Origin of the sequence: Cytobacillus spartinae, assembly GCF_042865285.1 — a bacterium.
GTDB lineage: Bacteria > Bacillota > Bacilli > Bacillales > Cytobacillaceae > Robertmurraya_A > Robertmurraya_A spartinae.
The window spans coordinates 221,726-235,007 of sequence record NZ_JBIACK010000002.1 but is presented as its reverse complement, the minus strand read 5'-3'; the positions used below and the strand labels follow the sequence as shown (position 1 = coordinate 235,007).

Sequence of the window (13,282 nt, the reverse complement as noted above, 5' to 3'; positions counted from 1 at the left end):
TATACTCTCTTCTATTCCTAATTATAAAGGGTTAACCAAATAATTTCATTGGAAATTATTTTTTAAGCTTAGCCCACTTCCAGCTGAATTCAGCACCAACAAGGTGGTAAGTGAAGCCTTCGATTCTTTCATCTACAAGAATGTTAGCTGCACGTTGGTAAGTAGGTGCAATTGCAAAGTCATCAAACAATAATTTTTCAGCATCTTGTAATGCTTCGAAACGCTCAGCTGGCTTGTCAGCTAGAGTTGTTTGAGCTTCTTTAACTAATCTGTCATATTCTGCATTAGAGTAAGACATTTTGTTATGTCCTCCACCAGTTACCCAAAGGTCAGAGAAACTCATTGGATCTAGGTAGTCAGGACCCCAACCAGAGTGAAGGATATCATAATCTTGACTATCTTCACGATCTAAACGTACAGAGAAAGGTACGCTTTGAAGGTCAATCGTTAAACCAGGAAGAGTAGTTTGTAATTGATCTTTAATGAAAGCATCGATTGTTTTAGCAAGTTCAGAGTCACTAGCAACATAAGTGAAAGTTAATTCAGTTTTGCCAAGTTCTTCTAAACCTTTTGTCCAATATTCAGCAGCTTTTTCAGCATCATAAGTGTTAAAATCACCGTGTTTTTCACGGAAATCTGCACCTGTTTCAGGGTGCTTAACAAATTCTGCAGGCATAGCATAGTTAGCAGCTAATGAACCATTTTGAATTACATCGTTAACCATAGCATCTTTATCAAATGCTAGAGCAAGTGCAGCACGGATGTTTTTGTTTTTAAGAGCTTCGTTTTCTTGGTTAAACTTTAACCAGAATTCAGTTGGCTCTAACCATTTAACTAAACGTGGGTCACCCTCATATTGAGAGATTACCGCTGGCATAGAAAGTTTTGTAGTAACATGAGCTTCTCCCGCTTCGAAAGCGTTTGCAGCTGCTTGTGGATCTTTTAATACGTTAAAGTTAATTTTTGTAAGGGTTACATTTTCAGCATCCCAGTAATCTTCGTTCTTTTCTAAAGTCCATTCAGTTGCAGCAACGCCGTCCCATTTAGTCATTTTGTATGGTCCGTTGAAAATTAAATTTTCTGCGTTAGAAGCAAATGCTTCACCTTTTTCTTCAACAAACTTTTGGTTTTGAGGATAGAAAGTACCAAAAGCCATTAAAGATAAGAAATATGGTACTGGCTTTTCTAGAGTTACTTCTAGTTCGTTATCGCTAAGAGCTTTAACACCTAGTTCGCTTAACTCCATTTCACCTTTATATACAGATTCAGCATTTTTAATTACACCAGGCATGATGTAAGGACCGTATACTGATGCAGTATCTGGTGCAATAGCACGTTGCCAAGCAAATACGAAGTCATGTGCAGTAACAGCGTCACCGTTAGACCATTTTGCATCTCTGATTTTGAAAGTATAAACTGTTGAATCTTCGTTAACAGTAGGCTCACCGTCTGCTAATGCAGGGATAGGATTTTGTTCCGGATCCATACGGTATAAACCTTCGTTTGTGTTGTTTAACATTGAGAAACCAACTGTATCTTCAGCCATAACAGAATCCATTGATGGAATCTCTGCTGATTCTAATACAGTAATTTCTTGTACATCAGCGTATGCTGACTCTTCAGTATCTGTAGTACCTTCGTTATCTCCAGCTTCGTTTTCAGTATCTCCACCACCAGAACATGCCGCTAAGAACATGCTTAGTACTAGTGTTAATACTAAAAGCCATGAAAATTTGTTTTTCACTGGAAGACCTCCCTTTTATCTATTTTCTGAAAAATTACTACATTGCCTATTATACATATAATTAAATCATTGTACATATTTTTTTAAAAAAATTTTACACTATTCATAAAACACCACAATAATATAAATAAAATAATATGGTATAATACATAAATGGCTTTATATCAAGCTTTGTCGCCTATCTAAGTAATTTCCATGCACTGAAATTCTTATTATTATTGGAATTACTTTACTTTTTTCACGCTTTAATGTTGTGAAGTCAATAATATTTTTAGGAGAGTTTTCATGATAAAATCCCAATACCGACCAACCATTTTTCTCTTTTTGATCTCCCAGTTAGCCATTATTTTAATATCAATTTTTAATTACCAGAGTGTCACTTTGTTGCATTACATAAATATCTCATTCTATATTTCATGCTTGTTTTTATTTACTTCTTTAATTATTTTTACCGTTAATACCGGTTTTTTTGATCGAATTACTAAATCATTTCGATTGATCTTCTCTGGGAAAGATGTGACTAAAGAAATGGTTGAAGAGATGAGACCACTGTCTCAAGTAATCAGCTTTAACTACTCCCCTATTTTAATGAATGGAATTTTGAATACTTTTCTTATGCTAATTGCTTTAAGCATCTATTATATTTAACCAAACCCTTGATAATTATCGCGTTTTTTTTTATAATGCAAAATAAGTAAATAATTTTAGCAATGAGAAAGAGTAGTACATTTATCCTGTGGATTCAAAGAGAGTTTGTGGTTGGTGTAAACAAACATCCAAATAAATGGAATGGACTTTTGAGCTTCTCTGTGAACTTGTTATTTCCAAATAACAATAGTAGTAGTAGACGTAAATCTGCGTTAAAGATTCCATGATATCACATATTGTGGAGCAAAGTGACTCTTTCGCGGAGTAAATAGGGTGGCAACACGGACCATTCGTCCCTAACAATTAGGAGACGAGTGGTCTTTTTGTGTTTTCATGGACCATTTTACGTATATTATTTTCTGAACTATTCTACGTCATGTTGGTTCAACTCTTTCTTTAGCTTAGGAACAAATTCAAATTATAATAAAATAGTTTTAGGAGGAAGTAAATCTATGCAAAATATTTTTTCTGGCATCCAGCCAAGTGGAACCATTACCCTAGGGAATTATATCGGGGCAATGAAGCAATTTGTTGAGCTTCAACATGAGTACAACTGCAACTTTTGTATCGTTGATCAACATGCGATAACCATAGCTCAAGACCCTCAACAACTCCGAAAAAACATCCGAAGTCTTGCTGCATTATATATTGCGTGTGGAATTGACCCGGAAAAGTCTACTTTATTTATACAATCTGAAGTTCCAGCTCATGCGCAAGCAGGATGGATGCTGCAATGTGTAGCTTATATCGGTGAACTAGAAAGAATGACTCAATTTAAAGATAAATCTGCTGGTAAAGATGGGGTTTCTGCTGGACTTTTAACGTATCCACCACTGATGGCTGCAGATATTCTGCTATATAGCACAAATTTGGTTCCAGTTGGAGAGGATCAAAAGCAACATTTAGAATTAACTCGCGATTTAGCCGAACGATTTAACAAAAAATATAATGACATTTTTACTATTCCAGAGGTTCGAATTGCTGAAGTTGGAGCACGTGTTATGTCATTACAAGATCCACTAAAGAAAATGAGCAAATCAGATCCAAATAACAAAGCATTTATATCCCTTTTAGATGAACCAAAACAAATTGAGAAAAAAATTAAGAGTGCTGTTACCGATTCAGAAGGAATCGTAAAATATGATAAGGAAAATAAGCCTGGAGTATCAAACCTTCTATCTATTTACTCAATCCTTTCAAATAGAAGTATTGCTGATATTGAAAAAGATTATATTGGAAAAGGGTATGGAGATTTTAAAGCAGATTTAGCTCAAGTAGTGATCGACACACTGGAACCAATCCAAACAAAATATCATGAACTAATGAATTCCTCCGAGTTAGATGAAATACTAGACCGAGGAGCTGAAAAAGCTGATAGAGTCGCTAGTAAAATGCTTAAGAAAATGGAAAACGCTATGGGTCTTGGCAGAAAAAAGAAGAAATAAGCAAAAGGAGCTGAGATTTCAGCTCCTTTTTAAAGTATATTTTTCAGTAAACTTCCGTTTCAATATAACTAATTCACTTTTGGACCATGCTCCATTTCCCAAAGTTTCTCAAAAAAGGGTTGTCCTTTAATTAAATTTTCGCAAAAATGCTCATGCTTGCTTGTCCATCCATATTTCGTTTGTTCGAAAAGTTGATTCCAAGCACTTTCAAAATTTAAATTTTGTATATCCATGTACCTCTCTGGGCTCCACTCTGTGTACCAATACCTTACTTCAGCGACATTCTTTGAAGAGTGAAGTTGATCAAGTGCCATAAATAATAATTGCTTTAGTTGTCTTTCTTTTCTTGTTAACCCATTCATCAGCTGTGGCTCGGGTGAAAGAATATGAAACTCCTTTAATGAAGATTGGTCATTAAAGTTGTATTGGATAGGTTCATGATTCTCAATCATTTCATACACTAACTGTTCTTGTCTTGGTATTAACCTACTTTTTCTGATTGGTATGTTATATCCTATCGTATCCACAACTAGAATTCCGGTCCCATCCGTTGCAACAAAACAATAATCTAATTGGATTCGTTCATGATTTTTTCTTAAATATGCCTTTTGATAAATATCATCCAGTAGCTGCTGAGGTAGCTCCGATAAGTCATTCTCTATGTAGTTAAAAAGAACTGTGTCTAATTTTAATAAAGGAACTTGATCTAGTAGTTCAACTCCATCATCTTTTCTCCATTCATGGAAATGACATACATTGTATCCGTTCTCTTCACCTTCGAACCAATTCACCCAAACATCATGAAGATACAACATGTATTAACCCCTCACTTCAGAAACTATTTGTCACTCAGTATGGGCAGACATACGTTAATTTATTCCTAAAATACAACCTTTAGCCATTTTTTAACCTATACATTTCTATTCCCCGGGAAGTAGATACTTAACCAAATTAGAATAATACCAATCAGCAGAAGATAACATTCAATTCGTGTAGATATATAATTAAAGTACTCAACCATGTTGTGTCCAGTAGTTAACAAATTCAAATAAGCAATGGTACTAACACCGCCTGAAACAGCTAAGCCAAACCCTGTTAGTAGAACAAATATTCTAAAAAGCATGTCCGCAATCCTTAAAAACAAAGGTTGTCTTATCTTTTCCATACATCCACATCACCTCTGGACTTGTCCATTTATACATATATATGAAAAATGGGACAAGATATGAATCAATATGGGTGTTAGAGGATGCAAATTTATTAAGAAAAAAGAGAGAAAAAAAAAATCTACCATATCAGGATGGTAGATTTTTATCTGTTCGATTTAGGGTTAAAGGCATCTTTTAGACCTTCACCAATAAAGTTAATTGAAAGGATTGTAAATGTTAATACTGCAGCTGGTGGGATCCAAATCCACCATTTGTTTGTTAATACATCTGGACTTCTTGCTTCTTGTAGCATGTTACCCCATGTTGGAATGTTCATTGGAACTCCGAATCCTAAGAAACTTAATCCCGTCTCTGCTACGATCATACTTGCAAGAATTAGAGTAGCTTGTACAATGATGGTTGACATTACGTTTGGTAACAAGTGTTTAAAAATCGTTTTAGCTGGTGAACATCCAATTGAGATTGCACTCATAATGTATTCATTCTCTTTTTCGGCCATTACTTTGCTTCGTACTAGACGAGCAGCACCGGTCCAGCTGAGTACACTTATTACGAAAATCAATGTTCCTGTACTAGATTCTAAGAATATAGACTTTAAAACGATAACGAATAGTAAGAATGGGAAGTTCATCATAAAATCAGTGAATCTCATTAATGCGTTATCAACCCAGCCTCCAAAGAATCCAGCTGTTGCACCTACAATTGTTCCTATTGTAATAACGGTAATCGTAATCGAAAATGCTAGTAATAATGATGTTTGACCACCATGTAGAGTTCTCGCAAACACGTCTCTTCCTGACTTATCTGTTCCGAAAGGGTGCTCTGCAGATGGTTCCTTACTCATTTGAGTAAAGTTAATTTTATTTGTTTCTTCTACCGGAACGGTTAATGGCTCAGCTAAGAGTGACATAACGGTTACTGTAATAAGAAATATAAGACTAGCCATTGCAATTTTATTTTTCAAAAACTTTCGGCGGGCGAGAGCCCAAGGTGATTGGCTTTTAGGAGGCTTTACAGGCTCCATAATAGCCGTCGAACTTTGCTGTGATACTGATGGTTCCATAACTCTCACCTACCTAACTTAAACGAATTCGTGGGTCTACTAGACCGTATAGTAAATCTGCTACTAAGTTTCCGATTAATGTTAAGATCGTTAACATCATCGCAATTGCCATCATAACTGAATAATCTCGAGAGTTTACAGATTCAACGAAAAGATATCCGATTCCAGGATAAGTAAAGATTGTTTCTGTAATAATTGCTCCTCCGAAAATTCCCGCAATATCGAAACCTAACAGTGTAATAATTGGAATAACAGAGTTTCTTAAAATGTGCTTATTATAAATCGCTGATTCTTTCGTACCTTTAGCTCTTGCAGTACGAACATAATCTTTACGAGAGCTTTCGATCATATCATTACGTAAAAACTGAGTATAACCAGCAGTCGCCATAGCACCTAATACTAGTGCTGGTAAAATTGTATGTTTCGCTTTACTCAAAACATAGTCTATTGTTCCAGGTTCAATACCACTACCAATACTTCCCGTAGCAGGAACCCATCTTAACTCGATTGCAAATACATAAATGGCTACTAGTGCAGCAACAAAACTTGGTATTGCTAATGCTAAATAGTTCATTCCGGCTATTAAATAGTCTCCTGGACTATATGCAAACCTTCCTGAGAAAGATCCCATTAAAAATGCTAAAAAGTAAGTAATTAATAATGCTGAAATACCTAAAATGATGGTATTTGGTAAACGATCTCCGACTAACTCCATTACTGGTTGCTTATGAACAAATGAATCTCCAAAATCTCCTTGTACCACTCCGCTCATCCAACGAATATATTGAATGTGAATAGGGTCATTTAGCCCCATTTTCTCACGCATTTCTTCAATGTATTCTGGATCAGAGTTTAGAGGGTCAATCTTCCCAGATAGGGCATCCCCTGGCATTAATTTCGCCAGGGTGAATACCACTACTGAGATAAGGAAAATTATTGGAATCATGCCTAATATTCGTCGAATAGTGTATTGTAGCATTCTCCATTCCCCTTATCAAAACAAATTTCTGTATTACTCTACGATGTGCCAGTTGTAGAACTCGTCAGTTCCGAATGGAGTTACTACTACGCCACCAACGCGCTTGTTAATTGCCCAAGGATCAACACGTTGTTCGAAGAAGATGATTGGTAACTCTTCGTTAACAAGTTTTTGCCACTCGTTATAGATTGCTTGACGGTGTTCTACTACGTCTTGACTAGCATCTTCAGGGAAAGTAACACCCTTCTTGATTAACTCGTCAGACTTTTCGCTGTACCATCTCCACATGTTCCACTTATCAGTAGATAACCAGATACCTGCTGGATCTGGGTCAGCTGCAAGTCCCCAAGCACCCATGAATGTTTCAACTGATGGATCATCAGCTTCGATTGTGTCATAGAATAAGTTAAAGTCTTTTAATGAACCACCGTTTAACTTAGCGTTTAAGCCAACTTCTTGCCAAGATTGAAGGATGAATTGAGCACGTGCTTCAGAAGTTTCAGCTCCACTCATTGCATCAAAGTTGATTGTGAATGGTTTTCCTTCTGGATCTTCACGGAAGCCGTCGCCATCTACATCTACATAACCTGCTTCGTCAAGTAATTCTTTTGCTTTATCAGCATTGTACTCATATGTGTTAATTTCAGAATCGTCAATTTTTGCCCATGAAACTGATGGGAATGGTGTATTTAATGGTTTACCTAAGCCGTTTGCAAATCCATCAATGAAAGATTGACGGTCGATTGCGTATGCCATAGCATGACGAAGGTTTTTGTTTTGGAATTTAGGGTTGTCAGATACGTTTACACCTTTTTCAGTATCATAGTGACCCCAGTCAAATCCGATGTAGCTGTAAGACATTGCATCAGCTTCAACAGGATTTACGTTTGGAAGTTCTTTAATTTGAGCCCACTGATCTTTTGGAGCTTCAATAACATCGATTTCACCGTTTTCAACTAGACCTTGTGCTAATGAACCGTCGATGATTTTGTAAACAACGCCATCTAATTTAGCAGGTCCTCTCCAGTAATCATCAAAACGTTCGAATTCAATCATTTCACCAGGAACGATGTTCTTAACTTTAAATGGTCCTACACCGATTGGAGCTTTACGAACTTGCTCTGAATCTGGAAGTTCTTTAGAAGAAATATCACCATAATAGTGTTTTGGTTCTGGAATTGACCAGATGTTATCTACTAAGTTTACAGAAGGTTCTGTAACAGTTACTTCGATTGTGTAATCGTCAACTAGTTTAATACCTTCGATTGTGTCAGCTTTACCATCTTTGTACTCTTGAGCACCTTTGATCATTGCTACGTTAGCAAAACGAGCACCTTCATAAGAAGGGTCAGCGATTAAGTACCAAGCGTACTCCATATCTTCAGCAGTTAACTCATGGCCATCATGCCATTTAACACCTTGCTTAAGTTTGAATGTTAAAACTGTGTTATCTTCGTTAAGTTCAAATTCAGCTAAGTTTGCTTCAGGTAATAACTCATCATTAATTGCGATTAAACCTTCATGCATGAATTGAAGTGCGTTTGCATCATCTTCACCTTCGTAGTATGCATAAGAAAGTACACCTTTGAATGGTTGTGTGTAACCAAATGTTACAACTCCGCCTTCTTTAGCTTCACCAGTATCAGCTGGTTCTTCTTCCTTATCAGTATCAGCTGGTTCTTCTTTGCTAGTATCGCTAGAACATGCCGCTAAGAAAAGTGACAAGATTAGCATGATTGAAACTAGCCATAATGTTGACTTTTTCATTGTTTTCCCCCCGGAAATAGTTTTTTTGACTAAGCTTAATTATATAAGTGACAAGCGACCCTATGCCCAGGCTTCACCTCCTTTAATGTAGGCTTAATATTCTGACATTCCGGTTTAGCATGCGCACAACGCGGATGGAATGTACAACCCTTTGGAGGATCAATTGGACTTGGAACATCACCTTCTAAGATGATACGTTCTTTCTTCTTCCTTGGATCTGGCTCAGGAATTGCAGAAATAAGTGCCTGAGTATAAGGATGAAGAGGTTCTGCATATAAACTATCTTTATCAGCTACCTCTACTAGTCCACCTAAATACATAACTCCAATTCGATCGCTCATATGTTTTACAACACTTAAGTCATGGGCGATGAATAGGAAAGTTAAATCAAATTCATCTTGTAGTTCTTTCAACAAGTTAAGAACTTGAGATTGAACAGAAACGTCTAATGCAGATACGGGCTCATCAGCGATGATTAGCTTTGGTCTTAGGGACAAAGCACGAGCAATTCCGATACGTTGACGTTGACCACCTGAGAATTCGTGAGGATATTTATAGTAAGCATCCTCTGGTAAACCTACCTTTTTAAGTAGTTCCATTACTTCAGGTTTAAGTTCTTTTTCTGATTTATTATTAAAGTTTCGTATAGGTTCTGATACCAAGTGTCCTACCATCATCATTGGATTCAATGATGCATAAGGATCTTGGAAAACCATTTGGAAGTCTTTTCTAATCTTTCTTAATGAAGTTCCTCTAACATTAGTAATGTCTTGTCCGTCAAAGATGATTTGGCCATCTGTCGGCTCAAGCAAACGTAAGATTGTTCTTCCAGCTGTGGATTTCCCACAACCAGATTCTCCTACTAATCCAAGTGTCTCTCCCTTTTTAATTTCGAAAGAGATATCATCAACCGCTTTAACTACCGCTACTGTTCTGCGAAGTATTCCACCTTTGATAGGGTAATAGGTTTTAAGATTCTTTACTTCTAATAGAGTCTCATTAAGGCTCTTATCTTTCTTTTTCGGTGTTTCTTTTAATTCTGTGCTCATTATGCCTGCACTCCTTCTCTCGGCTTGCTAGTTTCATAAAGCAAGCATGAAACTTCATGTCCATCATCTGTTTCTGCTAAAACAGGAGAAACACTCGTACACTCTGGCATTGCTTGAGGGCAACGTGCAGCAAACTTACAGCCTACTTTAGGCATATTTTTCAGGGATGGAACAATTCCTTCAATGGTACTTAGTACTTCCACTTCTTCGTCCATTTTAGGGATAGCACCCATTAATAGTTTCGTATAAGGATGCTTTGGATCATGGAATAGTGTATCAACGTCAGTACGCTCAACAATTTTACCAGCATACATAACGATTACTTCATCACATAACTCAGCTACAACACCAAGGTCATGTGTGATTAGAATTACTGACATATCATTCACTTGTTGAATCTCTTTTAGTAGATCCAGTATCTGTGCTTGAACCGTAACGTCAAGTGCTGTTGTTGGTTCATCGGCGATTAATAGCTTTGGTTGACATGCAATTGCCATTGCTATCATTACCCTTTGTCTCATACCACCTGATAGTTGGTGAGGATATTCATCAACTATTTTTTCAGGACGAGATATCCCAACACTCTTTAATAGAGCGATACTCTTTAATCTAGCTTCCTTTTTAGAGATCTTCATATGATTGAATAGAACCTCTTGTAATTGGAAACCGATAGAGAAAACAGGATTTAAAGATGTCATTGGTTCTTGGAAAATCATAGCGATATCCTTACCACGAATCTTATTAATTTCTTTGTCAGACATTTTATCTAGTTGTACTCCGTCAAAATGTATTTCTCCTGAACGGATTTTTCCAATACCCTTTGGTAACAACTTCATAATTGAAAGGCTCATTACTGATTTACCACAGCCAGATTCCCCTACAATACCGACGATCTGACGAGGCTTAACATTGAATGATACATTATCTACAGCATTGTAGTATGTTCCCTCAATTGAAAAAGCTGTTTCTAGATTTTTCACCTCTAGCAAAGGTGTTTCTTTATGCAATTGAGTTTTAGCGCTCATAGGACACCTCTTACATTTTTTTGAATTATTCTGTTAATTCATTGTATTTGATTAAAATACTATTACAGATTTGTTACAATTGCAAGATTTTTTTCACAATTGCTAACTTTCATTTTTTGGTACACATAAAAAAAGCCCGTTCTTTAGGGCTTTAAAGCGTTTTCTACTATTAAAAATTCTTGTTTTTTCCGACAAATATTTCGGACGGCAAAGCAAAAGAAACTTTTGTAGAAAAGTTTTTTGAGTCTATTAACTTCCTCACGAGATGGTAGCCAGCTGCATAGCCAACCAACTTTGGATAAGGTTCAAAACCATATAATAGCCGATCATGCTTATCCTCTTCTTTTATTACATTTATTTCTTTTTCAAGAAATTTATTCCAAAAATTTTTTATTTCTTTATTTGTATAATAATTACACCATGGAGCTTGATAGTCTTTCCCACAATACTTTTCGACTGTTATCTCCGCTAAACCTTCAAGAATCATAGAGTCTAATAGTGTGTAATCTTTAAGTTGTTTTTTTTGCTTGTTCATTCGACATACGTGGTGATATTCATGTACGAAAAGTGCTTCCAACTCTTTTTCATCCTCATAAGCTTTTACAAATAGAAACATTTTGTCTTTAAATGAAACACCTGATTTATTATTTCCTTCATTTTCTTGAAGGCTCATCCTTTCATTTATTGGGAAAATATAAATAGGTATATCAGGGCCGTTCCATTTTTTACTGTACTTTTCAAAAAGTGCGCTAACTTTTTCCCAGATTTTCTCATTCTTCATTTCCTGGAAAGTACCCCAGCTTCTTGGACTAGGTCTATACATTCCGAAACTCACCAAATAATCATAAATCATACTAGGATGGTCATCATCAAATTCTTTCATCAATTTCTCACATAGATTAAGTGGTCTTCGAAAAGAATCATCAAGCCAATGATCAGTCCCAATTACCCCATCATATTTCACCTCTTATAAAATATGTTTAAGGTAGTTTATGAAAGACCTTTTTATATGTGAGTTAAAAGGTCATGGTTCTAATAAATGTGGTACACGTTTCAAAAAAGAAAAATTGATAATACCTTTAAGTAATATTGACGTCTAGAATGTTGGACTATGACTTATATAAAAAAGAAGGGAAATCCCCTTCTTTTTTAAACTTCATATTTTTTAAATGCGATTGTTGCATTATGTCCGCCAAAGCCTAGGGAGTTGCTAATCGCTGCCTTGATTTCCTGTTCTCTTGCCTGGTTTGGTACATAATCAAGATCACACTCGGGATCTGGAGTCTCTAAATTAATGGTTGGTGGTAATACAGAATTTTTCAATGCTAGGATGGTAAAGATAGCTTCCACGCCACCTGCTGCACCTAGTAAATGACCTGTCATGGATTTTGTTGAGCTCACAGCTAATTTATAGGCATGATCGCCGAACACTTCTTTAATGGCTAAGGTTTCGAATTTATCATTATAATCTGTACTTGTACCGTGAGCATTAATGTACCCGATATCTTCTGGGTTTAAATTTCCATCTTCTAAAGCCATTTTCATGGCACGTGCTCCTCCCTCTCCATTAGGAGCTGGGGCTGTAATATGGTGAGCATCTCCAGTAGCACCGTAACCGACAATTTCAGCATAAATTTTTGCTCCACGGGCTAAAGCATGTTCTAGTTCCTCTAAAACAAGAATCCCTGCTCCTTCACCCATTACAAATCCATCACGATTTTTGTCAAAAGGTCTACTTGCTGTTTGTGGGTCTGGGTTAGTAGATAAAGCAGTATTGGCACAGAATCCAGCCATTGACATCCTTGTAATCGGTGCCTCTGATCCTCCAGTCACCATCGCATCTGCATCCCCACGTTGGATTACCTTAAATGCATCTCCAATAGAATTGGTACCTGTTGCACATGCTGTTACCGTACATGAGTTAAACCCTCTTGCACCTAATGTAATCGAAACCTGACCTGTTGCCATATCTGGTATCATCATTGGTACAAAGAAAGGACTTACTCTACGGTACCCTCTATTTAAGAAGGTTTCAAATTGCTGCTCAAATGTTTCCATACCGCCAATACCAGAACCAATCCAAACACCAACGCGGTGTGAGTTCTCATCTGTGATCTGTAACCCTGAATCTTCAACAGCCATTTTAGACGCTGCTACTGCGTAATGAGTGAACCTATCCATCTTTCGAGCGTCTTTCTTTTCTATAAAAGCTTCTACATTAAAATCTTTTACTTCTGCAACTACCTTTGCAGGATATTCATCCGGCAGTCTAGTTAATGGCCCAACCCCCGAAACACCGGCAAGGATATTTTTCCACGTTGTATCGACATCGTTTCCAACTGGAGTAACGGCACCTAGGCCAGTAACAACGACTCTTCTCTTATTCATATTAA

The 13,282-nt window shown here is 36.7% G+C and carries 12 protein-coding genes and 1 other annotated feature; of the genes, 2 read left to right on the top strand and 10 right to left on the bottom strand.

Annotation, left to right across the window (positions count from 1 at the left end):
• Window positions 1-55: 55 nt before the first annotated feature.
• Window positions 56-1,744 carry a peptide ABC transporter substrate-binding protein gene (locus tag ACFYKX_RS07120; protein WP_389359487.1) on the bottom strand — a complete coding sequence of 563 codons (1,689 nt, stop codon included), beginning with the start codon at window positions 1,742-1,744 and terminating at the stop codon, window positions 56-58.
• A 285-nt stretch (window positions 1,745-2,029) separates the two neighbouring features.
• Between ACFYKX_RS07120 and ACFYKX_RS07115 the strand changes: the two genes are divergently transcribed.
• Both ACFYKX_RS07115 and trpS read left to right on the top strand, forming a co-directional pair.
• On the top strand, window positions 2,030-2,392 hold the full coding sequence (locus ACFYKX_RS07115) for a DUF3899 domain-containing protein (protein WP_389359485.1): 363 nt from the start codon (window positions 2,030-2,032) through the stop codon (window positions 2,390-2,392).
• A 53-nt stretch (window positions 2,393-2,445) separates the two neighbouring features.
• Window positions 2,446-2,693 (top strand) — a binding site (T-box leader).
• Window positions 2,694-2,844: 151 nt separating this feature from the next.
• Complete coding sequence (trpS, locus tag ACFYKX_RS07110; protein WP_389359483.1) at window positions 2,845-3,837, top strand: tryptophan--tRNA ligase; 993 nt, start codon at window positions 2,845-2,847, stop codon at window positions 3,835-3,837.
• Between the two features lie 68 nt (window positions 3,838-3,905).
• On the opposite strand, the gene ACFYKX_RS07105 is transcribed toward trpS, so the two are convergent.
• The 9 genes from ACFYKX_RS07105 to fabF form a co-directional block, all read right to left on the bottom strand.
• Window positions 3,906-4,652, bottom strand: a complete 747-nt coding sequence (locus ACFYKX_RS07105) for a YjbA family protein (protein WP_389359481.1) — start codon at window positions 4,650-4,652, stop codon at window positions 3,906-3,908.
• Between the two features lie 95 nt (window positions 4,653-4,747).
• The gene (locus ACFYKX_RS07100) at window positions 4,748-5,002 is read right to left on the bottom strand and encodes a hypothetical protein (protein WP_389359479.1); all 255 of its coding nucleotides are present in this window, start codon (window positions 5,000-5,002) and stop codon (window positions 4,748-4,750) included.
• A 146-nt stretch (window positions 5,003-5,148) separates the two neighbouring features.
• Window positions 5,149-6,069 carry an oligopeptide ABC transporter permease gene (gene opp4C / locus ACFYKX_RS07095; protein ID WP_389359477.1) on the bottom strand — a complete coding sequence of 307 codons (921 nt, stop codon included), beginning with the start codon at window positions 6,067-6,069 and terminating at the stop codon, window positions 5,149-5,151.
• Window positions 6,070-6,082: 13 nt separating this feature from the next.
• The gene (gene opp4B / locus ACFYKX_RS07090; RefSeq protein ID WP_389359475.1) at window positions 6,083-7,048 is read right to left on the bottom strand and encodes an oligopeptide ABC transporter permease; all 966 of its coding nucleotides are present in this window, start codon (window positions 7,046-7,048) and stop codon (window positions 6,083-6,085) included.
• Window positions 7,049-7,081: 33 nt separating this feature from the next.
• Window positions 7,082-8,815: an oligopeptide ABC transporter substrate-binding protein gene (gene opp4A, locus ACFYKX_RS07085; RefSeq protein ID WP_389359473.1), complete on the bottom strand. Its 1,734-nt coding sequence runs from the start codon at window positions 8,813-8,815 to the stop codon at window positions 7,082-7,084.
• Between the two features lie 35 nt (window positions 8,816-8,850).
• Window positions 8,851-9,864, bottom strand: coding sequence for an ABC transporter ATP-binding protein (locus ACFYKX_RS07080; protein WP_389359471.1), 1,014 nt, complete (start codon window positions 9,862-9,864; stop codon window positions 8,851-8,853).
• Entirely contained in the window at window positions 9,864-10,889 is a 1,026-nt protein-coding gene (locus ACFYKX_RS07075) for an ABC transporter ATP-binding protein (protein WP_389359469.1), read from the bottom strand. Before ACFYKX_RS07075 ends, ACFYKX_RS07080 begins: the two co-directional genes overlap by 1 nt.
• A 169-nt stretch (window positions 10,890-11,058) precedes the next feature.
• Window positions 11,059-11,772: a DUF2268 domain-containing protein gene (locus ACFYKX_RS07070; protein ID WP_389359467.1), complete on the bottom strand. Its 714-nt coding sequence runs from the start codon at window positions 11,770-11,772 to the stop codon at window positions 11,059-11,061.
• 266 nt (window positions 11,773-12,038) lie between these two features.
• Window positions 12,039-13,277 (bottom strand): beta-ketoacyl-ACP synthase II, encoded by a 1,239-nt coding sequence (gene fabF, locus ACFYKX_RS07065; RefSeq protein WP_389359465.1) that lies wholly within the window; start codon window positions 13,275-13,277, stop codon window positions 12,039-12,041.
• Between the last annotated feature and the right edge of the window lie 5 nt (window positions 13,278-13,282).